Below are 26,410 nucleotides of genomic sequence, written 5' to 3' on the forward strand. Positions count from 1 at the left end.
ATTATCTTTGCAAACTTAATCGGGAGCCGGCCGTTAATCTATCTGCTTACCCGGTTTGCCCCGTCCCACCCTACAGTATGCTATGATGCAACGCTTACGCTTTTTCTTTCTACTACTCGTGCTCGGCTTCGGTTTCGTCCGCAGCACCTTGCCCACGGCAGCTGCCCAGGCCACCGTGCGCCCCACGGTTCCGGGGCGCGTTGCCGACGAGAAATCGTTTCTGGTGTACCCCAACCCCAGTAGCGGTATAGTCCATATTGCCATCAACGGGTTTGAGGGCCGTCGCCTGGAGCTGCGGATTCTCAACGTTATTGGCACCGTTATATACCGCGAAGCCATTACGGAGCTGAACGGCCCCAAAACCCTGGATTTGAGCAAGTTTGCCAGCGGCCTGTATTACGTAAAGCTGGAAGGTGAAAACGCCAGCGAAATGCGCAAGCTCGTAATCCGCTAGCCGACCCTGGTTTCTCATAGCACCCACAAAAAAAGCAGCCCCGGAAGAGGCTGCTTTTTTTGTGCATTGCCGGGGCGGCAATGCCCGGGGCCTAGCGGTTGTGGCGCGCCCGGACCCGAACCGGGACCGGTTGGAGCTTGGGTTGCTGCTTACCGAAAACGTTCAAAGAGAAAAGGGCAGTGGCCAGGGCCAATCCGCTGAAAATGAGCAATGACATACGAGCAGTATTAGGAACAATACAAATTCAATCGGCGAAAACGAACAACAACGCTTGCTGATCCTTCACGATTGGTTACTGCTAAGCTAACCTTAAAAGTCGGGAATGGGTTTCTATATAATTATGTCTTTTTTAATAAAACCTCCACAACATGGCGGGCATCGGCGCCTACACCCCCCATCAGGGCCGAGCTGCGGGTGCCCAGCCACGGCAGCCCCAGAAAAGCCAGGCCCGGCGCGGCCGTCAGGCCCCGCTGATGCACGGGCCGGCCGTGCGCATCAAATACCGGCACCCGAATCCAGTCGAAGGCGGGGCCGTAGCCGGTGGCCCACACCACGGCCTCTAGGGCGGGCGTGGTAGCCTGCTGCCCGCGCAGCCGGGTGCCGGCTTCCACGCCCTCGGCCCGGCCGATAAAGTGCACGTTGGCAAACGTGCGCAGCCGGGCCAGGTCGCCGCTGACCACGGCCTCGGGCCGCTCCCGCAGCCGCCGGCCCAGGACCGAGTGAGTGGGTATCCGCAGCATGCCCGTTGCCGTGAGAAAAACCCACATGGCCGTGTTGTTGGGCAACGTCGGCGTCTGCTCGTGGTAGGCCGCGTACACGGGCCGGCCGGTGGCGGCCAGGTCGGCGGCAATCTGCAGGGCTGAATTGCCGCTGCCCACCACGGCCACGGGGCCGAAGCCCGGCAGTTGACCGGCGCGGCGGTAGGCGCTGCTGTGGAGCTGAACCACTTCAGCGTGCAGCTCGGGGGCAAAAGCGGGCCGGCGGGGCGCGTTGTAGGCCCCGGTGCACACCAGCACGTAGCGCGCCCGGTAGTGCTGGCCCTGGGCCGTGCTGATGGTGTAGCCCTGCTCGGGAGCGGCGGCCGGCGCCACCTGCACCACGCGCTGACCCAGCGCGAGCGGAAAGCGGAAGTGCGCGGCGTAGCGCCGCAGGTAGTCGGCGGCTTCGTCCTTGGTGGGGTAGCGCCGCTGCCGGCCCGGCCACGCGTAGCCGGGCAGGGCACTGGCCCAGGCCGGCGAAAACAGGCGCAGACTATCGTAGCGCGTGGCCCACACGTGGCCCACGGCCGGGTGCTCGTCGAGAACGACAAACCGCAGGCCGCGCTGCTGCAGATAATAAGCCGCGGCCAGCCCGGCCTGACCAGCACCAATTACAACGGCATCAAGGGAAACAATGGTTGGTGCAGGCATGGGAAAGCGGGGAAAGGGCGCCGCGAAGGTACTTAGCCCGGGCTAGGAAACTCCTGGCGCAGCCGGACAATGACCTGCCCGGTGAGAGTGTCCACCTGCTGCACCAGCGCCTGAATGGTGGGCAGGTCGGGGCTGGGCTCGTGGGCCAGTAGCTCAAGGCGGCGCACGGCTTCACTCAGGGTATGCACCTGTAGGCCGGTAAAGGAGCTTTTCAGGTGGTGGGCCGTGGCCCCGAGCTTGGGCCAGTTGTGCTCCGTCAGGGCCTGCTCCAACTCCCGGATAATGGCGGGCGTAGTTTGGATAAACACTTCTACCAGCCGGCCCACAAATTCCTCGTTGCCGTGCGCGATGCGCCGGATGCCGCTCAGGCTGTAGAGCGGCTCCGGCTCGGCCGCGTGCGGCGTTGCGGCGGGAAGCGTTTTATTCAGCGCCTGAAAAAGCTCTTCCTGACGGAAGGGCTTGGAAAGGTAGCCATCGAAGCCGGCGGCCCGGTAGCGCTCCGCCTCGCCCGGCAGGGCATGCGCCGTCAGGGCGATGACCGGGGTAGCGGCCCGGTGCGCGTCGGGGTGCTCGCGCAGCAGGCGGGTCGTGGCCATGCCATCCAGGCCCGGCATCTGAATATCCATCAGCACGGCATCGTAGCGCCGCTGCTGAAACAGCAGCCAGGCCTCTCGGCCCGTGCCGGCAATGTCGACCTGGCAGCCCCAGCCGCGCAGCTGCGCTTCCACCAGCAGTTGATTGACGGCATTGTCTTCGGCCAGCAGAATGCGGCGCGGGCCCAGGGTGCGGTACTCGGCCGATGGGGCGGGGGCGGCCGGCAGGCGCGGCACCGACTCGGCGGGCGTGAAGGACAGCGTGACCCGGAAGGTGCTGCCCTCGTGCAGGCGGCTTTCTACCGTAATGCTGCCGCCCAGCAGCTCGACCAGCTCCCGCGAAATGCTCAACCCCAGCCCCGAGCCGCCATACTCGCGGGCCGTGCTGGCGGCCGCCTGCGTGAAGGGCTCAAACACCTGCTCGAGCTGGTGGGGCGGAATGCCGATGCCGGTATCGGTAACGGAAAACTCAAACACCAGCGTCCCGGCCGGGGCAACCAGGCGGCGGCAGCGCAGGCACACCCGGCCCTGGTCCGTGAACTTTACCGCGTTGCCGAGCAGGTTCAGCAGAATCTGGCGCAGCCGGTACGGGTCGCCGATAACCAGGGTGGCCTCGTCGGGCGGGGGCAGCTCCAGCTCCAGGGCAATGTCTTTCTCGGCCGCTTTGGGCAGCAGCAGCTGGCGGCAGGCGGTCAGCACCTCGCGCAGGTCGAAGGAGGTGGTTTCGAGCCGGATTTTGCCCGCCCCCAGCTGGGCCATGGCCAGAATGTCGTTTATCACGACCAGCAGCTGCTCGGCGGCGTGGCGGATGTGGTCCAGGTACTGGCTTTGCCGCTCATTCAGGGGCGTTTTGTGCAGCAGCTCGGCCAGGCCCAGAATGCCGTTCATGGGCGTGCGAATCTCGTGGCTCATGTTGGCCAGGAAATCCTGCTTCACCTGGGCATTTTCCTCGGCCGTTTCCTTGGCCTGCCGCAAGGCCTGCTGGGTTTGCTTTAGCGCCGTGATGTTGCTGTCGACGCCCAGGACCCGGATGGTGCCGTCAGCCATCCGGAATGGCCGCTTGATGCTGTGAAACCACAGCACCTCGCCCGAGGGACGGGTGAAGGTCTCTTCGGTCACCATTTCCTGGCGGGCCGCAATCACCTGCCGGTCGGCGCGCAGGTAGCGGGCCGCGTCGGCCGCTACGCCGGGCAGGCGGGCCGTGTTGGTGCGCGTCACGGCCTCCAGGCTCAGGCCGTACAGGTCGGCCGTGGCCTGGTTGGCCAGCAGGTAGTTGCCGTCTCCGTCTTTGAGGTACACCAGGTGGGGCGTGGTGTCGATAACCTGGCGAAACAGGTTGTTTTGCTCGGCCAGGCTGCGGTTGGCCGCCCGGCGCTGCTCCTCGGCCTGCTTCCAGTGCGAAATATCCTCGCCCGCCCCCACTACCAGCTTCACCTCGCCCGCGGCGTTGCGCTCAAACGGTGTGTTGTTCAGCCGCAGCCAGCGCAGGCTGCCGTCGCGGTGGTAGAGGTAAAGCTCCAGGGAACGGGTTTCGCCGTCGGCACAGCGGGCCACCTGCACGAAGTGCTCCTGCAGTAGCAGCAGCTGGTCGGGCGGGGCCATCTGCTGGAGCAGGCTGGGGCCCATCGACTGCAAATCGGCCTCGGTGTAGCCCAGCACCTGCTCCACGTACTGGTTGCAGTACACGTTGCGCCACTGCTCGATGTCGAGAATGTAAATCAGGTTGGGCACGGTGCTGGCCACGCGCTCCACGAAGAGCTGACTATGGCGCAGCCGCGCTTCGATGCAGCGCCGCACCGTCACGTCCTCGGCGCTGGCCACCATCTGCTGCACGCGCCCGTCGGGGTGGCGGCGGAAGGGCGTGCTTTTAAACTTCATCCAGCGCCAGCTCCCGTCGCGGTGGCGCAGCTGGTACTCGGCTTCCAGGGTTTGCCCGTCGGCGGTGCGGGCCAGGTCGGGCACGTGCTGCTGCAGGGTGCGCAGGTCGGCGGGGCGCAGAAACGTGGGCAGCGCCCGTCCGCCCAGCGTTACCATTTCCACGTCGGAGTAGCCCAGCAAGGCCTGGCTTTGGGAGTTGCAGTACAGCAGCCGGCTTTCGTCCAGATCCAGCACCACCACCAGGTTGGGAATGGTGTCGGTGATGCGCTGGGCAAACAGGCGACTGTGCTCCAGCTCCCGCTCGGCCTGGTAGCGGGCCGTAATGTCGGTCAGGTACACGTTGGCGCCTTCCTGCTCGGGTAGGGGCGCGATGGTCCAGAGGTAGCGGGCGGCCCCGAGGCTGTACTCGTACACGCGCGGCTCCCGGGCCGCCAGCACCGCCCCGATTTCGTCGCGCAGTATGCCGCGGCAAGCGGCTTCCGCGGGGCTTTCCAGGGCCTGCAGCACGGGTTGGGCGGCCGGGTTGGCATAGCGGGCCCGGCCATCGGGGGTGAAGCAGATAATGGGGTTGGGGCACTGCTCGGCCAGGCGGGAAAGCTCCTGCACGTGCTGCCGGATGCGCTGCTGCTGGGTCACGTCGTCGTAGCTCCACAGGTGCAGCCGGGTTTCGCCCTGGTGCACCACCGGCAGGTAGTCGACTTGCAGCACCGTGCCGTCGGTGAGTTCCTGGAGCAGCCCTTTCACCTGCGCCTGGCCGGCCACGGCAGCCTGCATCTGGGCCCGGGTTTGGTCGGGGTGAGCAAAAGGCGCCTGGGCCAGCATGGCCGCGCCGCGCCGGCCCAGGTAAGCGGCCGGCGGCTGGGGTAGTTGCAGCAGCTGCCCCAGCCGGGGGTTGAGCGTAACGATGCCCTGCTGATTTTCGACCAGCAGGCCCGTGCTGATGGTTTGCAGCAACGCCTGGGTTTGCTGCGTGGCGGCCGTCTGCTGCTGTTCCAGCTGGGCGCGCAGCGTGTGCAGCTCAAGCCGGGTGGCCGCCTGCTGCTGCTGAGCGTGCCGCAAGCGTCGTCGCAGGTGCCGGGAAGCCGCTGTAGTCATAGTGCCGTGGGCTAGGAGGACGAGGAAGGAAGCTCTACTTCTCTTTTCTGAACCATACGATAAATAGTCGACTTCCCGATTTGCAGGCGGGCGGCTACTTCCATGATATTGCCCTGGTAAAGCCACAGGTAGCGCTGCACGATGGCCGCCGTCTGGCTGCGCAACGACTCATCGGCTTCCGGCCCGGGCAGCTCCGGGGGCGCGCTGCCGGGCCGCTCGCCCCGCAACGACAAGTCCTGGGGCTGGATAACGTCGCTTTCGGCCAGCACGGCGGCCAGCTCTACCACCGCTTTCAGCTCGCGCACGTTGCCGGGGAAATGGTACTGCAGCAGCCGGCTCTGCGCCGCCGCCGACAGCGTGCAGGCCGTCATGTTGTTCTGCCGGCAGAAAGCCTGCAGAAAGGAGTTGGCCAGCAGCAGAATGTCGTGGCCCCGGTCGCGCAGGGGCGGCAGCTCGATGGGCAGGCCCAGCAGCCGGTAGTACAGGTCTTCGCGGAAGCGGCCCTCCTTCACGCGCTGGTTCAGGTCGCGGTGGGTGGCCACCACCAGGCGGGCGTCGAAGGGAATGCGGGCGTTGCCGCCCACGCGCACCACTTCGCGCTCCTGGAGCACGCGCAGCAGCTTGGCCTGCAAGCTCAGCTCCATTTCGGAAATCTCGTCCAGAAACAGCGTGCCCCGGTTGGCTTCCTCAAACCGGCCAATGCGCCGGTTGAGGGCCCCGGTGAAAGCACCTTTCTCGTGCCCAAACAGCTCACTTTCCAGCAGCTCACTCGGAATAGCGGCCACGTTTACGGCCACGAAAGGGGCGTTGCGCCGCTCCGAACGGAAGTGAATGGCCTTGGCCACCAGCTCCTTGCCCGTACCGGTCTCGCCGCTGATCGACACCGAGATATTGGCCCGGGCCGCTTTGTCGATGAGCGTGAACAGCTGCTTGATCTGCGGGCTTTCGCCCAGGATGGCCCGCTCGGAGTCGTACTGCTGCCCGATCTGTTCGCGCAGCCGCTGGTTTTCGCGCCGCAGCAGCAGCTGCTTGCGCCAGTTGCCCACCGAGTTCCAGAGCCGGTCCAGGGTTTCCTCATCCTTCACGAGGTAGTCGTAGGCGCCCTGGTGCAGCAGGCCAATGGCCGTCCGCACGTCTTCCTGCCCCGAAATAACGATGACGGCCACCTCCGGCAGCCGGTCTTTAATCAGCCGCAGCACCTGGTCGCCCGAGCCATCGGGCAGGGAATAATCCAAGGTGATAAGGTCGGGTTTCTCGTGCAGGCAGGCCAGGCAGTCCTGGGCCGTGGTGAAGCGGCGGATCTGGTGGTCAGGGTTTTGAGCCAGCCGGTACTCCAGCAGCTCACCATACAAGGCGTTGTCCTCGACAATAAAGATGGTGATAATAGGGGAGGTAGGCATAAGAATAGGGGGAATAAAGCCAGGTTGCGTAGTGCACAAACTGGGGTGCTAGTTTCAAAGTGAGAAAAACGTAATAACTAGGAATAATTCAATTGATTCCGGGTTAGTTTGTGCAAAACAGGGGTGAGAATGACTTTAAAACGCGAGTATAGGCGTAAAAACGGGTTTTGGCAAAGTTTCTCAAATTGGGAAGTACAATCTAAGATTGGGAAAATATGTTTCTATTGAAATGTACATAATTTATTGATTTTAAGAGTGTTAAATATTTGGTCGTGACTTGGCAAACCGATTGATTATCCGGCCCCAACTGCCAGTCGGTTGAGCAGCCAAACAAATTGGTTTTTTTATATGAAACACTCTTTACTCTTCCCGGTTCGTACGCTTGGTGCTCTGCTGCCGGCCTTGTTGGCCGGTTTCAGCGCTTTTGCCCAAAGCGGCGCGGCTTATTACTCCACGTTCGAGAACCCCGTGCTCAACTCTACTTACGCGGTAAGCTCCACGGGTGACGGTCTTTGCCTGGGCTGCTTCGTGGCCAACCCGGAGCGGGCGGCCGATACGGACATCAACAACTACGCCGTGGTCCAGAACTCGCTGGGCGTGGTAGGGGGCGGCGTAGCGCTGAATCTGCGCCTGAACGGGGCCGGCCTGGCCAACTACCGCGCCGGGGTGGTGATTAGCACCGGCAGCCTGCTGAACGTCAGCACGCTGGCCACGCTCACGCTACGCACCTCCCTGAACGGAATTCCGCAGGAGGAAGTGAAGGGCTCGGATGCTATTGTCAGCACCCGGCTGCTGGCCGACAGCCGCTACGGCGTTGAGTTTGGGGCCAGCAAGGCGTTCGACAAAGTCGAATTGGTAGTGGGTGGCCTGCTCAACGGCATTAATACCGTGCGGGTACTGTATGCCTACGCCGTGCCGGCCGCCACCCAGCTCGACCGGGCCGTGGGCTACATTTCGCGCAGTGCCCAGCCCGCCGCCGGCGACTACGTGGTCCGCTCGGGTGGGGGCAGCCCGCTGGCCGTGTGCGTCGGCACCGGTGTTACCAACCCCGAAAACACGGTTGACGCCGACTTGGACAACTTCGCCACGCTCAACACGGTAGCCGGCGTGAACGGCTGCACCACGGCTCTGCAAGTGAAGCTCGACGGCCTGGCGCCGGCCGGCTACCAGGCGGGCTTCGTGGTGGGCAATGGCAGCCTGCTCGACCTCAACGTGCTGGATGGCCTGCAACTCACGACCTACCTGAACGGCGTGCAGCAGGAAACGCGGCGCGGCGCCGACCTGCTGACCCTGACCCTGCTGCCCGACAACCGCTATCAGGTGAGCTTCAAGTCGACGGCGGCCTTCAACCAGGTTGAGCTGCAGCAGGGCGCTCTGGTTAGTGCCCTGAACACGCTGCAGGTCTACTACGGCTTCGGCATCGAGCCCCGGGCCTTCCGCGACGTGACGCCGGTGCTGTCGAACTTCACGGCTCCGCAGCGGGGCACCGAGTTTCAGGAGTCGGCTGGCGGCCTGCTGTGCCTGGGTTGCAACTCCTATAACACTGCCCGCGCGGCCGACAACGTCTTCACCCCCGGCGACTACGCCGGCGTGCAGTTTCCGGTGCTAGCGCTGGGCACCTACCGGCTGAAGCTGCGCCTGAACGGCAGCGGCAAAGGCGGCGACCGGGCCGGCATCGTGCTGCGCACCAACAAGGGCCTGCTCAACACGACCCTGCTCCAGAACATCCGCATCAACACGTACTCGGGCATCAACGGCACCCAGCTGGAGGAGTCGGCCTCGGGTAGCAGCCTGCTCGACCTGGGCCTGATCAGCGACAACCGGCGCTCGGTAGCCTTCCTCACCAAGCGTAACTTCGACTGGGTGGAAGTGGAGCTGACCGGCGGCGTGGGCCTGTTCTCCGATGCGCGCATTTACTATGCCTTCGCCGAAGACCCGAACCCCGGCTTCCCGGCCGTGGTTGGCCCTCCGGTTATCGTGCCCCCAGGCGGTGGCGGCGGCGAGTCGGAGTTGCGGGTTGGTCGCGGCAGCGGCTTCAGCTCCTCCTCCGACGCCCTGGACCTGTTCCCGAACCCGGCCGCTGGCGTCCGGCAGGTGGAAATCAGCTTGGCTACGCCTCCCACGGCTGGCTCGAGGGTGCAGGTCTACACCACGCTGGGGCAGCTGGTGCGCAACGTAGCCGTTACGGAACGCACCGTGCAGCTGTCGACCACCGGCCTTGGTGCCGGCCTCTACCACGTGGTGCTGCTGAATGGCAGCGGGCAGCGGGTCGCCAGCAAGAGTCTGCTGCTGGCTGAGCGCTAAACGGCGCACACTGCTTACCAAAAAGCCCCGTCACCGCAAGTGACGGGGCTTTTTACGTAATGTTGGTTCTTTTTTAAATTCAACTTTCTCTATTCTGGAAACATGGTGGTGAGGTACACGAGTTGTGTTAAAGAGTGGGGCAGAGGCTGGGTTGTAAACAGGATATAGCCGGGATTAAATATGTGTAAGATTATGGGCTGAGTTCAAGGCTAATTGAATAACAATAGTTGCTTTTTGGGCTGTATGACGCGTTCTATTGAAATAAATTCAATAAAACGACTAGTAAAATAATAATGTGATAGAACTGGATTTGTTTGAGGAAGAGAAAATGGTAATATTTCGGTAACACATTTGGGTGGCCGGCCCGGCATCTTTGCGCCCGGTTTCCAGCCCCCGGTCTGATCTTTCTTTCTTCTCTTTTTTCACCAAACCTCTTTCGAATGAAGCGTACCCTCTACCGCTTGCTCAGCTTTGGCCTGCTCGGCACCCTGGCTGTTTCGTGTTCTAAAGACGAAACCGTAGCGCCCGCCGCGCCCACCGCTGTTTCACAGAGTTTTGATGCCACCCGGGACAGCAACCTGGCTATGGGTAACCCCAGTGGAGCTACCACCAGCACCACCAACTACACCAATTACCTGATGACGAAAACCCAGTACTCGATGTCGTATCACCGCGACCGGGCGATTCCAAACTGGGTAAGCTGGCACTTGAGCAGCGCCTGGCTGGGCAGCACGCCCCGCCAGGATAACTTTGCGTCCGATGCGACCCTGCCCACGGGCTGGTTCCGGGCCACGAGCAGCAGCTACACCGGCTCGGGCTTCGACCGGGGCCACAACTGCCCCTCCGCCGACCGCACCGGCTCCGTGGCCGACAACTCGGCCACGTTCCTGATGACCAACATGATGCCCCAGGCTTCGGTGAACAACCAGCAAACCTGGGCCGGGCTCGAAAACTACTGCCGTACGCTGGTCAACCAGGGCAATGAGCTGTACATCATCTGCGGCAGCTACGGCAGCGGCGGCACCGGCCTGAACGGCTACGCTACTACCATTGCGGGCGGCAAAATTGCCGTGCCCGCCCGCTGCTGGAAGGTAATCGTGGTGCTGCCCGAAGGTAGCTCCGACGCCAGCCGCGTGACCACCAGCACCCGCGTTATTGCCATCAATACGCCCAACACGACATCCATCGGCACCAGCTGGGGCAGCTACCGCACCACCGTCGACGCCATCGAGCAGGCCACCGGCTACAACATCCTGTCGGCAGTGTCTTCCACGGTGCAGGCCACCATCGAGTCGCGCGTAGATACCGGCCCGACGAGCTGATTCGGACCACCGATTTAATTTGCGGAATGCCCTGGCGACTATTTGGTTGCCAGGGCATTTTCGCTATATTGTTGCTGTGCTATGCCGCCGTTTAAAGTTTAGCTGGCTGGTGCTTTTTCAAGAATTTATCCTTTACTCTATCCTGTAATTTTTCCGTGTCCTGAAAGGAGTGAAAGGTGATAAGTACCCGAAAGCCGCGCTGCAACGCGGCTTTCGGCATATAGGGGCGGGTAATAAATTGGTAATACCCTCGTAACGCTCACCCAATATCCAGGAGTGAAATTTGTAGAGTGCCGGTGCCCAATCAGTTATGGTGCCGGGCCTCCCGCCGATGGACTTCTCCGCTACGCCCAGCTTTCCATTCCCGTCTTTCCTCGGCCGCCGGGCCACCGAGCTGTTGCGCCCTGTGCTCGACCCCCTGGCCGGCCTGCGGGAGCTGCGCCGCCTGCACCAGCAGCATGCCCATCTGCAGGGGCGCGAATACATCGGCATGCTGCTGCGCAGTCTGAATATCTCCCTCGACTATGATGCCGCTGAGCTGCGCCACGTGGCCAGTACCGGGAGCTTTCTGGCCGTGAGCAACCACCCCTGCGGCCTGCTCGACGGGCTGGTGCTGCTCTACGTGCTGGGCGAGGTGCGCCCCGACTTCCGGCTGGTGGCCAACGATCTGCTGGCGCCGCTGCTGCCCCAGCTGGCCCAGCAGCTGATTCTGGTGACCCCTGCGCCCCGCAAGGCCAGCCACAACGTGCCCGGCGTGCGCCACCTGCTGCGCTACCTGCACAACGAGGTGCCCGTGGGCCTGTTTCCGGCGGGGGAGGTGGCCAGCCGGCCGGCTCCTTTTCGGCCCGCCACCGAGGCCGACTGGCACCCCACGGCGGGCCGCCTGCTGAGTGCGGCCCACGTGCCCGTGGTGCCGGTGTGGCTGAGCGGCCACAACAGCGAAACCTTCAGCGTATTGGGGATGCTGCACCCCTGGCTGCGCACGGCCCGGCTACCGGCCGAGCTGCTCAACAAGCGCGGGCAAACCATTCGGGTGCGGATCGGCCAGCCGATTCAGCCTCCGACGCTGGCCCGGGTACCAGCCTGCGAGCGGCTGGCCTACGTGCGGGCCCGGGTGTTTGCCCTGGGTTCGGGAGCAACCATAGCCGACCCTGAAGCCGCTCTGGCCGTGCCCGCAGTAGCCGCCGAAACGCCCGCCGAAAGCATTGCGGCCGATATTGCGGCGTTGCGCCCGTCGCGGTGCCTGGTGCGCGCGGGGCGCTGGGAAGTTTACATCGCCAGCCAGGCCGAAGTGCCGCACGTGCTGCGCGAGCTGGGCCGGCTGCGGGAGCTGACGTTTCGCCGGGAAGGCGAAGGCACCCAGCAGCCCCTCGACCTGGATGCCTACGATGAATACTACCGCCATCTGTTTCTCTACGACCGCGCCGCGGGCCAGCTGGTGGGCGCCTACCGCATCGGCCGGGGCCGCGTGATTCTGCGTCGGCACGGGCGGCGGGGCTTTTATCTGCACTCCCTGTTTCGGATGAAAAAAGCCCTGGAGCCGTTTCTGGCCGAGTCGCTGGAGCTGGGGCGCTCCTTCGTGCGGGTCGAGTACCAGAAGCAGCACCAGCCGCTGGCGCTGCTCTGGAAGGGCATTGCCGAATACCTGAGCCGCCACCCCGAATACCGCTACCTGATTGGCCCGGTCAGCATCAGCAACCGGTTTTCCAGCGTGTCGCGGGCCGTCATGGTCGATTTTCTCACCGCGCATTATTTCCACCCCGAGCTGGCCCAGCTGGTGAAGCCGCGCAAGCAGTTCCGCTACCGGCCGCTCGACCGTCAGGAAGCCCCGGCCACGCTGCAAACCGGCCTCAGCAGCGTGCAGGACCTGCACCAGCTCATTGGCACCTTCGAGCCGGGCGGGGCTGGTATTCCGGTTATGCTGCGGCACTACCTCAAGCAGAATGCCCGCCTGTTGGCCTTCAACGTGGACCCAAACTTCAGCAATGCCCTCGACGGCTTTATCGTGCTGGATGCCCGGGAGCTGCCGGCTCGCACCACCGGTCTGCTGGCGCGCTGAGCTTTCGTTACGAGTAGCTGCCCAAGCACAAAAAAGGCTTCTAACGGGTGTTAGAAGCCTTTTTTGCAAGGAAAGACGAGCGGTGTTTCTAATTCGCGGCGGGCTGGCCCAGGGTGTTTTCCTCGGCGGCGGGCATCGTGTTCATGTAGGAGCGGAAGCTCATGGCAGCTTCGCTGGCCAGGGCGTTGGCCTGGGCCGTTACGCGCCGGTCGTTGAAGGTCTTGCCGTTGCCTTTCTCGGTGGCCAGCTGACCGATATAGTCGCTGAGCATTACCGTGTTTTCGGGCTGATTGGGGTCGGGAATCACGCGGAAGGAGCCCACGCTGTAGTCGTAGCCCTTATCGGTGGCCCGGAAGACGAAGTCGAAGCGAATCGTCTGCACCAGCTCTTTGCCGTTGGTAGTCACCGGCGTCACTTTGCCCGTGCCCGTAACACGCACGGTGCCGGCGGCCAGGTCCGACTTAGCGCCGGTTTTGGGGCCGTAGGAGAAGTGGTTTTCCGTCCAGTCGAGGGCGCGGCGAAACAGGATTTCCTTGCCGATTTCCTCTGCCAGCACGTTTTCAGTGTAGCTGACGGCGGGCCCGGAACCACTCTGAGCAACAGCTACCTGCGTGGTAGATACCAGACCGGCCAACAATAAGCTAAACAGCACTTTTTTCATGACAGAAACGAAAGCGAAGTGGTAGTAGAAATATGACAGAAGCAAAGAAAGCTGGTGGGTACTACAGTTGAACTTTACGGTAGTAGGAAGAAAGCAAAAAGAGAAGTAGCGGTAGAGCAATAGGCAGGCCAGAAGAATGGATTTGCGGAAAGAGGCTAGGAGCTGCTGAAAAACGTTGCCGACGACAGAAGTTGCTGATTGATGGGCGGATAAATAATATTGTATTTTACGAAGTAAAGATGTTGATATGTATGAACCTGATATTTGACTTTTGTTAAGTTTATACAAAGATACACAACGAGGATAAAAAACGGATTTGAATTTTTTGTTACCTCTAAAAAATTGCAGGTCACGGATTTATGTAACCAGTATAATACAGTGTAGCCAAGCACAGGTAGGCGGCGTTCTGGATCGACATAACATTTTGGTAACATAAACTTAATGTTACGAACGGCACTGCGCTGGTAACAATTAGTACTTTTGCGACGTGCTTCACCTCAATCAACAACATTTGATGGAGCGCAGAACCTTCCACGAGAACGTTCTGCGAGATGACCGGAAGGTCGTTTCCCCCGTTGATTTTTCCGTTTTTCTGGCTTTTGTCCCGTTCACCGCTCCGGTTTCCGAAGCGGTTTTTTTATGTCCTGTCGGTTCGTCCGGCGGGGTAGGGCAGGCCCGCGCCTACGACTTTTTCTAATTCTTCTCAACCCATACTGGTAAACCCCCATGAACGACAACACCACCCTCGCCCAACAGATGGTAGCCGCCGCTCCTGCCGCCACCCGCAACGTGAACCTGAGCACGGACCCCAAGCGGATGGCCGTTATCAAAGTATGGGACGCCATGTTCCGCGGCGCTCGTAAGTACGTCGAGTCGGAAGGCTTCGTGGCCATCCACAACATGCCCCACATTGTGGGCGTAACCGGTGCCTGCGAAAACACCGACACGCTGTTCACCATCGACTGGTACGACGGCAAGAAAATGTTCCTGCCCCAGTCCAACCAGCTCTACATCGAGATGCTGACCCAGGCCATCGAAGGCGGCCGGGTGTACGGCGAAATCCAGAGCTTCCGCAAGGAAATGAAGGCCGACGGCCGCCGTCTGGCGCAGTTCAGCCTGTTCGAAATCGAGCACATCGGTGACCTCGACGAGCTGCTGGGCCACCTCTCGGGCATCGTGGCCTCGGCTTCGCGCCAGGTAGCCCAGGATTGCGCCAAGGAGCTGGAGCTGTTCGGCCGCAACCCCGCCGACCTGACCAACGTGACCTTCAAGCGCATGACCTACGACGCCGCCGTAGAGCTGCTGAAAACCGAAGGCTTCCCCGAGCTGCAGTTCGGCGACGACCTGGTAGCCGAGCACGAAGGCCGCCTGACCGAGCTGATGGGCCCGATGTTCGTGACGCACTACCCCGAGGAAATCAAGTTCTTCAACATGAAGAACAACGACGAAGACTCCCGCGTGGTAAACTCCAGCGACCTGCTGCTGCCCCTGGCCGGCGAGTCGGCCGGCTCGGCGGAGCGCGAGTTCGACGCCGACAAGCTGCGCGAGAAGCTGATGAAGTCGTCGATGCTGGAAGGCCTGCTGCGCCAGGGCATGAAGCTGGAAGACTTCAACTGGTACCTCGACTTCCACAAAGAGCACGACGTGAAGCTGCACTCCGGTGCCGGCGTGGGTATGGCCCGCGTGGCCCAGTTCATCCTGGGTCAGAAAGACATCCGCGACTGTGTGCCGTTCCTGATCAACCGCGACAACGTCATCTAGTTGACCTTCTACCCAGCGCGCCCGGCTACCACCGGGCGCGCTGCTTTTAGGGCCAGTGGGGCGTAGTGCCCACGGGTTCCGAGAAAACATATAACCTGCCGTCCCGAGCTGGCGGAGGAAGTTCTGAGTCAGGGCGCGGTGGGTTTTTGGTGAAAAAAGAGGCTGCCGTCCCTGGTTCAGATTTCTTCGTCAGTTCTGGATGGCAGCTTTCTTTTAAACGAGCAACGCATGCAGCTAGGAACTCTCACTTTGCAAAACCCCATCTGCCTGGCCGCCGCCCCGTGGCAGCTGGGTGGGGCGGGCTACGAGCGGCTGGGCGCCATTTTTACCCGCACCGTGACGATGGAGCCCCGGCCCGGGCTCTACGAGGAAGGCATCTGGCAGGTAAACGAGCAAACCCTGCTCAACGCCACCAACATGCGCACCGAAAGCGCCGAAATTCTGGTCCAGGAGCACCTGCCGCACCTGCTTAGCTACGGCGTGCCGGTGCTGGTCAGCATCACGGCGCCGGGTATTCCGGGCTTCCGCAAAATTGCCCGCTTTCTGGCCCGGGAAGTCGGTGCCCAGATTGCCGGCGTGGAAGTCTACATGGCCCAGCCCGACACCGAGAAAGGCGCCGAGCTCAACGCCCGGTTTGTGCGCGAAGCCACCCAGGCCGTGCGCAACGAGCTGGGGCCCGACGCGGTAATCGTGGTGAAGCTGCCGCCGTGGCCCGAGCACATCCGGGGCCTGGCCCTCGGTGCCCAGGAAGGCGGGGCCACGGCCCTGGCCGCCACCAACGTGCTGAAAGCCCTGCACCTGCCCGACGACGCCACGGCCGCGCCCGTCACCGGCGGCCTGTCGGGCGAGGCCCTGCGGCCCGTGGCGCTGCGCTGCGTGTGGGAGCTGGCCCACGATGCCCGCATTACCCTGCCCATTTTTGGCACCGGCGGCGTGTTTACCGCCGCCCACGTCACCGACTATCTGCGCTGCGGGGCCAATGCCGTGCAGGTCGCCAGCGGCGAATGGCTGGAGCCGGGCCTCTCGGCCCGCCTGGCCGCCGAGTGTGGACATCTGGTGCCGGCTAATCTGTAGCGCGGAGTTTCACTGCGCGGGTCGGCCGCGCCGTAGCAACGATTGTCGTTCAACGTTTCGCGAAGAGGAACTTCGCGTTACATCCCATCCTGTACCCGCAATTTCCTTCCCACCCGAAAATGGAAAAGCTTATTCAACGCGCCCGGCAGGCCAACTCCCTGCTCTGCGTGGGCCTCGACCCGACCGGCGACGACCAACAGGTAGCGCGCCGCCTGGCCGAGGTTATCGACCAAACCAGCTCTTATGCGGCGGCTTTCAAGCCTAACTTGGCCTTTTTCCTGAGCCGGGAAGACGGGGTGAAGCTGCTGCGCGAAACCGTGCAGCGCATCCCGGAAAGCATTCCGGTGATTCTGGACGGCAAGTTCGGCGACATTGCCAACACCGCCGACCACTACGCCCGCTTTGCCTACGACGTCATCGGGGCCGACGGCGTGACGGTGAACCCCTACATGGGCGACGACGCCATTGTGCCTTTCGCCCGGCCCGGCAAGCTGGTATTCGTGCTGGCCAAAACCTCCAACAAACCAGCGCATTCCCTGCAGGACGTAGCCCTGACCCGCGGCGGCTACCTCTCCGACTGCGCCGCCCAGGTGGCCCGTAAGCTGGATGAGGAGCACGGCGGTATTGGCCTCGTCGTGGGTGCCACCAATGCCGCGGCCGTGGCCCGCCTGCGTAGCCTCAGCCCCGAGCAGTGGTTCCTGGTGCCCGGCGTGGGCGCCCAGGGTGGGGACTTGCAAGCCACGCTCCGCGCTGGTCTGCGCCCCGATGGTGCTGGGCTCCTTATTAATACGTCGCGGGCGTTGTGGCAGGCCGCTGATGCTGGAGCCGCTGCCCGGGAGCTGGTCGAGCAGATTAATCAGTTTCGGCCGGTGCTGGCGTAGTGCATTAGACCGTCATTCCGAGCAGAGCGAGGAATCTTGCGTGCTGACGTTGGATTACTAATCAGGTGTCAGCACGCGAGATGTCTCCCGTTGGTCGACATGACGTTCTGTTAAAGTAAAGCATCCTTTCGACTCCACACCTTATATATACAGTGTCACTTCCCGCCGCCACCCAAACCACATATACCGCCGAAACCCTGGAGCAGCAGCTGTTGCAGGAAGATGCGCTGCTGCGCGGGCACTTCCGGCTGTCGTCGGGCCTGCACTCCGATACCTACGTGCAGTGCGCCCGTTTCCTGCGCCGGCCCGATCTGGCCGCGCCGGCCGCGGCCGAGCTGGCCCGGCAGATCCGGGAAGCCGGCTTGCAGCCCGACGTGGTAGTGGGGCCGGCTATGGGCGGGGTGGTGATTGGCTACGAGCTGGCCCGGCAGCTGGGCGTGCCCGGCATCTTCACTGAGCGCGACGATTCGGGCCAGATGACCCTGCGGCGCGGCTTCACCATCGAGCCGGGGCAGAAAATTATCATTGCCGAAGACGTGGTGACTACCGGCAAGAGCACCAACGAAGTAGCCCGGGTGCTGGAAGGATTGGGGGCAAAAGTTTTGGCCGTGGCCAGTTTAATTGACCGCACGGGTGGGGAAGCCTCACTTTCTTTTCCGAACTTTGCCCTGCTGCCGGTCACGGCGGCTACCTACGCACCCGATGAGTGCCCGCTGTGCCGGGCAGGTATTCCGGTGGTAAAACCGGGCAGTCGGCCCGATAAAGCGTTTTCTTAAACCTACTGCGGCGCAAACGGCGCTTCAGCAAGGCATTTTCGGCGTACCCTGCGCGGGTATGCTTCCTCACGGCGGCAACTTGGCCGCGCGTGGGAAACCCGAAAAATAGACAAACCTCCCTCTTTTGGAATCTACCCAAAGAACTATTCAGCTGCTGCTCAAGCCCGGCCAACACGACGGCGAGGGCCAACGCGTAGCCGAAGCTGCCTCCCGCCACCTCGGCCTCTCGACCGGCCGGGTGCAAAGCACCGCCCTCTACACGGTGCGCTACCCCGTGACGGACCAGCAGCTGCGCGACTTCGCCACCCACTGCCTCCAGGATCCGGTGCTGCACGACGTGGCCCTCGACGAGTTCCGCCACGGCGCCGACTACAAAAGCTACATTCTGGTGGCCAAGCTGCCCGGCGTGACCGACGACGAAGGCATATCGGCCCAGAACGCCCTCGGCGACTTCCTCAACGAGCCGCTCGACACCCATACCCAGCATATTTTCAGCAAACGGCTCTACTTCCTGGAGCACGAGCTGCCGGAAAGTAGTCTGCGCCAGCTGGCCCAGGACCTGCTCGGCAACAAGATGATTAACCGCTTTGAGGTCGGCCCCATAGCCCAGATTCGCGACTACACGCCGCGGCCGGGCGGTGGGGCCGAATCTATTACGGACACCGTGCGGCTGGTGGGCCTATCGGATGAGGAGCTGGTCAAGCTTTCCAAGGACAACCTTTACGCCCTGAACCTGGAGGAAATGCGCGTCGTGCGCGACCATTACACCAGCATTCAGGCTGAACGCCAGGCCGCCGGTCTGTCCCAGGACCCCACCGACTGCGAGCTGGAAATCATTGCCCAGACGTGGTCGGAGCACTGTAAGCACAAGGAGTTTTCGGCCCTCATTAAGTACCGCGACGCCGACACCGGCGAGGAGTTCGAGGTGGATTCTTTGTTCAAAACCTACATCAAGGACGCCACCGCCGAGGTGGACCGCCAACTGCGCGCCAACGGCAACGACTGGCTGATCAAGGTATTCAGCGACAACGCCGGGGCCGTGCGCATCAACCCCAAGTCGCTGTTTGTGTGGAAGGTGGAAACCCACAACTCACCTTCGGCCATCGACCCCTACGGCGGGGCCATCACCGGCATTCTGGGCAACAACCGCGACCCGCTGGCTACCGGCATTGGGGGCGCGCGGCTGCTGTTCAACACCAACGTGCTGTGCTTCGGCAACCCCGAGTTCAACGGCACGCTGCTGAGCAACCAGCTGCACCCGCGCCGCATTTTTGAGGGCGTGCGCAAGGGCATCGAGGACGGCGGCAACAAGTCAGGCGTGCCCACCGTGAACGGCAGCATCGTGTTCGACGACCGGTACGCCGGCAAGCCGCTGGTGTACTGCGGCACCGGCGCCGTGATGCCCATGCAGCTGGCCGGCCTGGATTCCTGGGAAAAGAAAATCGACCCGCAGGACCGCATCATCATGGCCGGCGGCCGGGTGGGCAAGGACGGCATCCACGGCGCTACCTTCAGCAGCATTGAGCTGGACGAAACCTCGCCCGCCACGGCCGTGCAGATTGGCTCGCCCATCACCCAGAAGCTGGCCATGGATTTCCTGCTGCTGGCCACGCGGCGCGGCCTCATCAAGTGCAGCACCGACAACGGCGCGGGCGGCCTCTCTTCGAGCATCGGCGAGCTGGCCACCATCAGCGGCGGGGCCGTGGTGGAGCTGGAACGCGTGCCGCTGAAGTACCCCGGTCTGCGTCCCTGGGAAATCTTCGTGTCGGAGTCGCAGGAGCGGTTTTCGCTGGCCGTGGAGCCCGCCAAGCTGGACGAGCTGCTGGCGTTGGGCCGGGAAATGGAAGTAGAGCTGACCGATATCGGCTACTTCACCGCCGACGGCTACCTCGACGTGCGCTTCGCCGGCGAGCCGGTGGCCCACCTGGATATGCACTTCCTGCACGACGGCGTGCCGCGTAAAGTGCTGGAAGCCGAGTGGAGCAAGCCCACGGCGCAGGAACCCGCGCTGGCCCCTGCCACCGACTACACCGACGCACTGACCCGCCTGCTGGGCAGCCTCAACATCTGCTCCCGCGAGTCGGTGATTCGGCAGTACGACCACGAGGTGAAGGGCCGCACCATCATCAAGCCCCTGATGGGCGCTACCGGCCAGGCTCCGCAGGATGCGGCCGTGGTGCGCTTCAACTTCGAGAGCTGGGAAGGCGTGGCCGTGAGCAACGGCATTCTGCCCCGCTTCGGTGATTTGGACGCCTACCACATGTCGGCCGGCGCGTTTGATGAGGCCGTGCGCCAGATTGTGGCGGTGGGAGGGAAGCTACCCAACCTGAGCTACGGCGACGGCAACTTCTGGTCCGTGAACGACAACTTCTGCGTGCCCGATTCGGTGTACGACCCCGCTACCAACCCCGACGGCAAGCACAAGCTGGCCAAGCTGGTGCGCATGTGCCAGGCCCTGCGCGACGCCACGGCGGCCTACTGCATCCCGCTCACGAGTGGCAAGGACTCGATGAAGAACGACTTCAAGGCCGACGGCGTGAAGATTTCGGTGCCGCCCACGGTGCTGTATTCGATGACCGCCAAAATTGAGGACGTGCGCCGCACCGTTACCTCCGACTTCAAGCAGGCCGACGATGTGGTGTACCTGCTGGGCGAAACCTACGACGAGTTGGGCGGCTCGGAGTTCTACCAGCTTTTCGGAGAATTGGGCGCCAACGTGCCTAAGGTGCGGTTTGAGCGGGCCAAGGCCCTCTACACGCTCATGGGCCAGGCCAACGACCAAGGCCTGATTCAATCCTGCCACGACGTGTCGGATGGCGGCCTGGCGGTGGCGCTGGCCGAAGCCACATTTGGTTACGGCTTCGGGGCCAACATTGAGCTGCCGTTGCCTCACCCCCCAGCCCCCTCTCCGGGGGGAGAGGGGGAGCCGGGTGCTCCCCTGATAAATGGTCAGCTGCCGGTGCACGTGCAGCTGTTTTCCGAGTCGCACTCCCGCTTCGTGGCCACGGTGGCCCCGGAAGATGTACCGGCCTTCGAGCAGCACTTTGGGAGCCGCGCGACGCGCCTGGGCTGGGTAACCCCGGACGGGCAGCTGACGGTGCGGCAGGCGGGCAAAACCGTTATTCAGGCCAGTACCGCCGCCCTGCGCCACGAGTGGACCAACGGTCCGGTGAACAGAATTATCGGCTTCGGCCAGCACGAAGCAGCGCAGTAATCATGGAACAGAAGCCCCACCTGCCGGACCAGCACACGCCCCCGCGCCCCCAACACGACGACCCCGGCCACGAAGTGGTGAACCGGGAAGGCCAGATTGTGCTGCCCGGCTTCAAGAGCGTTGACCCCGGCCACGAAACCTCCGAGCCGCTAAAAAGCAAAACCGAGCAACCTAAGCACCAGGCACCAGGCACCAAGCACCAAAAAGTGCAGGCCCTGATCCTGACCGGCTTTGGCATCAACTGCGAGGAAGAATTCGCCGCGGCCTACCAGCTGGCCGGGGCCGAGCCAACCATCGTGCACCTCAACCAGGTGTTGCACGGCCACGTCAGCATCCACGACTATGACATTCTGAACTTCCCCGGCGGCTTCTCGTTCGGCGACGACCTGGGCTCGGGCGTGGTGCTGGCCAACAAGCTGCGCTACCGCAAAAACGCCGCGGGCCACACCCTGCTGGATGACATCAAGGAGTTCATTGCCCACGGCAAGTTCGTCATGGGCATCTGCAACGGCTTTCAGGTGCTGGTGAAGCTCGGTTTGCTGCCCAACCTGAGCGGCACCGTAACGCCCGAGGTGACCCTGACCCATAATGCTTCCGGAAGATACGAGGACCGCTGGGTGCGGCTGAAAGTCAACCCCGAGTCCAACTCGCCTTTCCTCAGGGGCCTCGATACGCTGGAAGTGCCCGTGCGCCACGGCGAAGGCCGCCTGATTATCAGGGGCCAGGAAACCCTGGCCGCAATTGAGGCGCAGGCGCTGAACTGCCTGGCCTACACCGATTTCGACGGCTCACCGACCGACGTGTACCCGTTCAACCCCAACGGCGCCGACCTGAACTGCGCCGGCCTGACCGACCCCACCGGGCAGGTATTCGGACTGATGCCGCACCCCGAGGCATTCCTCTCGCTCTACAACCACCCCGACTGGGCCCGGCGCAAGCGCCAAAACCCGGATCTGAGCGAGGAAGGGGATGGGCTGAGGCTGTTCCGCAACATCGTGGCGCACGTGGCTGCCCTCACCGGCAGACCCCTCCCCCCGGCCCCCTCCCCAAAAGGGAGGGGGAGCCTAGCGTCGAATGTTAAAATTAAGGGGCGGGAAAGTGTGGTAGCCGAGCCGGTTGGGGAGTTTCAGACGGCGCAGGAGCACATTTTCACCACCACGGCCCAGAAGTGGCAGACGCTTAGGCCCTGGGCGCGGGAAAATCGGAAACAGCCGACGGAAGCTGAAGCTAAGCTTTGGGAGGAGCTGCGCCGCGAAAAGCTGGGGGTGCAGTTCCGGCGGCAGCACGCTATTGATTCGTACATCGTGGATTTTGTGTGCCTGTCGGCCAAGCTGATTGTAGAGGCGGATGGGGAAATTCACGCCGACGCGGAGCAGGCTGCCTACGACCAGGACCGTACCTCCGTATTGCACGAGCTTGGCTATGAAGTGCTTCGCTTCAGCAACCAGGAAATTCTGCACCAGATGGAAAAAGTATTACGCCAGATTCAAAGTCGCCTGACTCATCAACAGGCCTGATAACGGAAGCGCAAAAACAATTCACTAACCACCAAAACCAGCCCCGCTTAACCTCGTCAGGCTCCCCCTCCCTTTTGGGGAGGGGGCCGGGGGGAGGGGTACCCACATGAACACCCTCAACCACTTCGCTACCCCTCAGCTCGAACTCCTGCACCGCGGCAAAGTCCGCGACTCGTACCGCGCCCCGTCCGGCGAGCGGCTCATCGTGGTAACCGACCGGCTCTCGGCCTTCGACTCGGTGCTGGAAACGCCCGTGGCCCACAAGGGCGCGGTGCTCAACGGGCTGGCCGCCTTCTGGTTCGATAAAACCCAGCACATCATTCCCAACCACGTTATCAGCCTGCTCGACCCGAACGTGACGCTGGCGAAGGAAGCCGAGCCGATTCGGGTGGAAATGATTGTGCGCAACTACATTACCGGCTCGATGCTGCGCGGCTACCAGAAAGGCCAGCGCACCTTCTCGGGCGTGACCGTAACCGACGGCCTGACCAAGCACCAGCAGTTTCCCGAGCCCATCGTGACGCCGACCACCAAGGAGGAGTCGGACCGCGAGATTACGCCGGAAAACCTGGTGTCGGAAGGCTGGGTGTCGGCCGAGCTGTATGAGCAGATGCGGGTCAAGTCGCTGGAGCTGTTCAACTTCGCCTCCCAGTGGATGGCCGAGCGCGGCATCATCCTGGTCGATACCAAGTACGAGTTCGGCCTGCTGAACGGGGAGCTGATCTTGATTGACGAAATCCACACGCCCGACTCGTCGCGGTTCTGGAGCGCCGAGGACTACGCCAAAAACCCCGAGGCCGTGGAGCAGATGGACAAGGAGTACGTGCGCCAGTGGCTGATTGAGAACAAGCAGGACGGCCAGTACCCCCGCGCCCTGACGCCCGAAGTTTCGCAGGAAGCCAGCCGCCGCTACCTCGACATCTACGAGCGCATCACCGGCGCCCCGCTGCCCACCGGCAACGAAATTACCACCGGCGGCGACGTGCGGACCCGCATCGTGGGTAACCTGGTGCGGGCCGGCATCATGAAGGACGCCTGGGTCAACATCGTCATGGGCTCCCCGGCCGATAAAGAGCACTGCCAGAAAATCCGTTCCTTCTTCGAGGGCTACGACATCTTCACCCAGCTGCGCGTGACTTCGGCCCACAAAAACGGGGAAGCCATTACGGGCATGGCCGAGGTGTGGAATAACTCGGTGGAGCCCGGCGTCATTATCGCCGTGGCGGGCCTGTCGAACGGCCTCGGCGGGGCCCTGGCGGCCAACGTCAACGTGCCCGTCATCAGCTGCCCGCCGTGGAAGGACTTCGCCGAGCTGACGGCCAACCTGAACTCCTCGGTGATTATGCCCTCGGCTACGCCCAACCTCACGGTGGTGCGCCCCGACAACGCCGCCCAGGCCGCCGTGCGCGCCCTGAACCTGCCCCGCCTGCGCGAGCAGCTCAGCCGCGAAATTCAGCAGACCAAAGCCAAGCTGCGCGCCGCCGACGCCGAGTTGCGGGTGCTGTAAGTAACTGAACCAATGGACGCCGCCCAGCACAAGCACCTCGTGGAAAGCTACATCGAAGCCTACAATGGCTTCGATGTAGCCGGCATGCTCCGGCCCCTGCATGAGGATGTGGTGTTTCGCAACATCACCAACGGCGCAGTCGACCTGACGCTGACGGGCAAGGACAGCTTCCGCCGGCAGGCCGAGCAGGCGTTGCAGTATTTCTCCCAGCGCGAGCAGCGCGTCACCGATTGGCAAATCAGCGCCGACAAAGTGGAAGTGCGGCTCGACTACTCCGCCGTGGCGGCAATGGACTTCCCCAACGGCCTGAAAGCCGGCGACCCACTGCGCATGCAGGGCCAGTCGGTGTTCGGGCTCAGGGGCGGCCAGATAATTTCCATCACCGATATCAGTTAGAACGACTCTGCGCACCTCCGCGAAAACCTCTGCGCCCCCTGCGGGAACCACCAAGTGAACGACACCGTGACGAATCCAAAACCCATAGTACTCCTCGGCGGCGGGGCCCGTGAGCACGCCATGGCCTGGAAGCTGACCCGCGACGGGGCCACGGTGCACGTGCTGCCCGGCAACGGCGGCATCCCCAACAGCCACCCCGACATCAGCGCCACCGACTTTCCGGCCATTCAGCAGTTCTGCGAGCAGCACGGCGTGCAGCTCATCGTGGTCGGGCCCGAAGCGCCGCTGGCGGCCGGCGTCGTCGACTACTTTGCCGGCTCCGACATCCGCGTGTTTGGCCCTTCGCGGGCCGGGGCGGTGCTGGAAAGCTCCAAGGTGTGGAGCAAGAACTTCATGCGGCGGCACGGCGTGGCCACGGCGATGTCGTGGCAGTACCGCAGCGACAAGCTGGACGAGGCCCGCGCCAAAGCCACCGAGCTCGACGGGCAGGTGGTGGTGAAATACGACGGGCTGGCCGCTGGCAAGGGCGTCTACGTCTGCTCGTCGGTAGCCGAGGCCCAGGCCGCGCTGGACGATTTGCAGCAGCAGCACACCGGCTGGTTTAGCTTCCTGCTGGAAGAAAAGCTGGTTGGGCCCGAAATCAGCATCATCGGCGTGACGGACGGCAACCGGGTGCGGCTGCTGGCCCCGTCGCAGGACCACAAGCAGCTGCTGGCCGGTGACCTTGGGCCCAACACCGGCGGCATGGGCGCCTACTGCCCCGTCCCGTTCTGCGACGACAACGTGCTGGCCGCCATCCGCACCAGCATCGTGGACCCCACGCTGCTGGGTTTGCAAAACGAGCAGTTCGACTTTAAGGGCTTCCTCTACTTCGGTATTATGCTTACCGAGCAGGGCCCCAAGCTGCTCGAATACAACGTCCGCCTCGGCGACCCGGAAGCGGAAGTGCTGCTGCCCGCCCTGGAAAGCAGCCTGCTGGAACTGATTGAGGCTACCCTGGATGGCAAGCTGCAACAAACCGTGGTGCGGCAGCGGCGCGGCTTCTACGTGGGCGTGGTGCTGGCTTCGGGCGGCTACCCGGCGGCCCAGTTCCCCACCGGCTTCCCCATCACCGGCCTCGACGAGCTGCACCCCAGCATCCTGGCCTTTCACGGGGCCACCAAGCAGCAAAACGGCGAGCTGGTCACGACCGGCGGCCGGGTGATGGTGGTGGTAGGACACGGCGAGGAGCTGGAAGAGGCTGTGAGTCACGTGTATCGGGAAGCGGAAAGAGTTAAATTTAAGGATGTCTACATCCGTACCGACATCGGCCAGCGGCCGGAACCCACCCTTGCAGGCAACTGGTAAGCATAGCCCCCGCCCAGCGCGCCTGGCCATTCTGCTGTCGGGTAGGGGCTCCAACATGGTGGCCCTGGTACAGGCCGTGCAGCACGGCGGGCTGGCGGGCCTGGCCGAAGTGGCGGTGGTGTTCAGCAACAAGCCCGACGCGCCCGGCCTGGCTACGGCCGCCGCCCTGGGCTGCCCCACGGCCAGCCTCGGCAGCCAGGGCCGGAAGCGGGCCGAGTTTGACGCCGAGGTGGTGGAAATTCTGCGCGGCTACCAGCCCGACTACGTGGTGCTGGCCGGCTACATGCGGATTTTGTCGCCCACTTTCATCCGGGCCTTCGCCGGGCGCATCGTGAATATTCACCCCGCCGACACCCACCAGCACCAGGGGCTGCACGCCTACGAGTGGGCCTTCGACAACCGGCTGCCGGAAACCAAAATCACCGTGCACCTGGTGGATGAGGGCCTCGACACCGGCCCCATCCTGGCCCAGCACCCCGTAGACCTGCGCGGGGCCGAGACCCTGGCCGAGGTAGAGCGCCGCGGCCTGGCCGTGGAGCACTTCCTTTACGCCGATACCCTGGCGCGCCTGATTCGCGGGGAGCTACCCACTCCCGCAGCCGCTCCGGTGGCTACGGCTCCCAATCCCACCTCCGAACCTCTGGTGCCATCGGCATCCGGCTCTGCTTGTCCTTCTCAAGCACCGCCGGGCCGCGAGGCTATTCGTTAACCCAGTACCACCCACCACCCCAGCCGCTAGCCTGAGAACTGGCTCCTGACTTT

Annotated in this window: 19 protein-coding genes; 15 read left to right on the forward strand and 4 right to left on the reverse strand. The window is 63.2% G+C overall.

The window, feature by feature from the left end; genetic code table 11:
- Positions 1-82 precede the first annotated feature (82 nt).
- Entirely contained in the window at positions 83-454 is a 372-nt protein-coding gene (locus E5K00_RS15260) for a T9SS type A sorting domain-containing protein (RefSeq protein WP_135464180.1), read from the forward strand.
- Between the two features lie 338 nt (positions 455-792).
- Here E5K00_RS15260 and E5K00_RS15265 read toward each other — a convergent pair whose 3' ends face one another.
- From E5K00_RS15265 to E5K00_RS15275, 3 genes are read right to left on the reverse strand one after another with little or no spacing between them, the layout of a single operon-like run.
- A complete protein-coding gene (locus E5K00_RS15265; protein ID WP_135464181.1) occupies positions 793-1,863 on the reverse strand; it encodes a flavin-containing monooxygenase in 1,071 nt (356 codons plus the stop codon).
- Positions 1,864-1,895: 32 nt separating this feature from the next.
- A complete protein-coding gene (locus tag E5K00_RS15270; RefSeq protein WP_135464182.1) occupies positions 1,896-5,429 on the reverse strand; it encodes a PAS domain-containing hybrid sensor histidine kinase/response regulator in 3,534 nt (1,177 codons plus the stop codon).
- 11 nt (positions 5,430-5,440) lie between these two features.
- Positions 5,441-6,829 carry a sigma-54-dependent transcriptional regulator gene (locus E5K00_RS15275; protein WP_135464183.1) on the reverse strand — a complete coding sequence of 463 codons (1,389 nt, stop codon included), beginning with the start codon at positions 6,827-6,829 and terminating at the stop codon, positions 5,441-5,443.
- A 348-nt stretch (positions 6,830-7,177) separates the two neighbouring features.
- On the opposite strand from E5K00_RS15275, the gene E5K00_RS15280 reads away from it, so the two are divergent.
- From E5K00_RS15280 to E5K00_RS15290, 3 genes are all read left to right on the forward strand, one after another.
- Complete coding sequence (locus tag E5K00_RS15280; RefSeq protein WP_135464184.1) at positions 7,178-9,133, forward strand: T9SS type A sorting domain-containing protein; 1,956 nt, start codon at positions 7,178-7,180, stop codon at positions 9,131-9,133.
- Between the two features lie 440 nt (positions 9,134-9,573).
- A complete protein-coding gene (locus E5K00_RS15285) occupies positions 9,574-10,455 on the forward strand; it encodes a DNA/RNA non-specific endonuclease (RefSeq protein ID WP_135464185.1) in 882 nt (293 codons plus the stop codon).
- A gap of 331 nt (positions 10,456-10,786) precedes the next feature.
- Positions 10,787-12,514: a lysophospholipid acyltransferase family protein gene (locus E5K00_RS15290; RefSeq protein ID WP_167856915.1), complete on the forward strand. Its 1,728-nt coding sequence runs from the start codon at positions 10,787-10,789 to the stop codon at positions 12,512-12,514.
- An 88-nt stretch (positions 12,515-12,602) separates the two neighbouring features.
- On the opposite strand, the gene E5K00_RS15295 is transcribed toward E5K00_RS15290, so the two are convergent.
- The gene (locus E5K00_RS15295) at positions 12,603-13,175 is read right to left on the reverse strand and encodes a DUF4468 domain-containing protein (RefSeq protein ID WP_135464187.1); all 573 of its coding nucleotides are present in this window, start codon (positions 13,173-13,175) and stop codon (positions 12,603-12,605) included.
- A 487-nt stretch (positions 13,176-13,662) separates the two neighbouring features.
- Between E5K00_RS15295 and E5K00_RS15300 the strand changes: the two genes are divergently transcribed.
- The 11 genes from E5K00_RS15300 to purN all read left to right on the forward strand — a co-directional run bounded on the left by E5K00_RS15300 (position 13,663) and on the right by purN (position 26,357).
- On the forward strand, positions 13,663-13,872 hold the full coding sequence (locus E5K00_RS15300) for a hypothetical protein (protein ID WP_135464188.1): 210 nt from the start codon (positions 13,663-13,665) through the stop codon (positions 13,870-13,872).
- A 29-nt stretch (positions 13,873-13,901) separates the two neighbouring features.
- Positions 13,902-14,936, forward strand: coding sequence for an amino acid--tRNA ligase-related protein (locus E5K00_RS15305; protein ID WP_135464189.1), 1,035 nt, complete (start codon positions 13,902-13,904; stop codon positions 14,934-14,936).
- A gap of 228 nt (positions 14,937-15,164) precedes the next feature.
- Positions 15,165-16,010, forward strand: a complete 846-nt coding sequence (locus E5K00_RS15310; RefSeq protein WP_135464190.1) for a dihydroorotate dehydrogenase — start codon at positions 15,165-15,167, stop codon at positions 16,008-16,010.
- A gap of 119 nt (positions 16,011-16,129) precedes the next feature.
- Positions 16,130-16,891, forward strand: coding sequence for an orotidine-5'-phosphate decarboxylase (gene pyrF, locus E5K00_RS15315; RefSeq protein ID WP_135464191.1), 762 nt, complete (start codon positions 16,130-16,132; stop codon positions 16,889-16,891).
- Between the two features lie 152 nt (positions 16,892-17,043).
- On the forward strand, positions 17,044-17,667 hold the full coding sequence (pyrE, locus tag E5K00_RS15320; RefSeq protein ID WP_135464192.1) for an orotate phosphoribosyltransferase: 624 nt from the start codon (positions 17,044-17,046) through the stop codon (positions 17,665-17,667).
- 124 nt (positions 17,668-17,791) lie between these two features.
- The gene (locus E5K00_RS15325; protein WP_135464193.1) at positions 17,792-20,881 is read left to right on the forward strand and encodes a phosphoribosylformylglycinamidine synthase subunit PurL; all 3,090 of its coding nucleotides are present in this window, start codon (positions 17,792-17,794) and stop codon (positions 20,879-20,881) included.
- Between the two features lie 2 nt (positions 20,882-20,883).
- On the forward strand, positions 20,884-22,398 hold the full coding sequence (locus E5K00_RS15330; protein ID WP_210114327.1) for a phosphoribosylformylglycinamidine synthase subunit PurQ: 1,515 nt from the start codon (positions 20,884-20,886) through the stop codon (positions 22,396-22,398).
- A 106-nt stretch (positions 22,399-22,504) separates the two neighbouring features.
- Entirely contained in the window at positions 22,505-23,905 is a 1,401-nt protein-coding gene (locus tag E5K00_RS15335; protein WP_135464194.1) for a phosphoribosylaminoimidazolesuccinocarboxamide synthase, read from the forward strand.
- Between the two features lie 12 nt (positions 23,906-23,917).
- Positions 23,918-24,301 carry a nuclear transport factor 2 family protein gene (locus E5K00_RS15340; protein WP_135464195.1) on the forward strand — a complete coding sequence of 128 codons (384 nt, stop codon included), beginning with the start codon at positions 23,918-23,920 and terminating at the stop codon, positions 24,299-24,301.
- A 66-nt stretch (positions 24,302-24,367) separates the two neighbouring features.
- On the forward strand, positions 24,368-25,648 hold the full coding sequence (purD, locus tag E5K00_RS15345) for a phosphoribosylamine--glycine ligase (RefSeq protein WP_210114328.1): 1,281 nt from the start codon (positions 24,368-24,370) through the stop codon (positions 25,646-25,648).
- Positions 25,587-26,357 (forward strand): phosphoribosylglycinamide formyltransferase, encoded by a 771-nt coding sequence (gene purN, locus E5K00_RS15350; RefSeq protein WP_135464196.1) that lies wholly within the window; start codon positions 25,587-25,589, stop codon positions 26,355-26,357. The genes purD and purN overlap by 62 nt, the downstream gene beginning before the upstream one ends.
- The last annotated feature ends 53 nt before the right edge of the window (positions 26,358-26,410 follow it).

The sequence above is a fragment of the Hymenobacter aquaticus genome, from assembly GCF_004765605.1.
Lineage (GTDB): Bacteria > Bacteroidota > Bacteroidia > Cytophagales > Hymenobacteraceae > Hymenobacter > Hymenobacter aquaticus.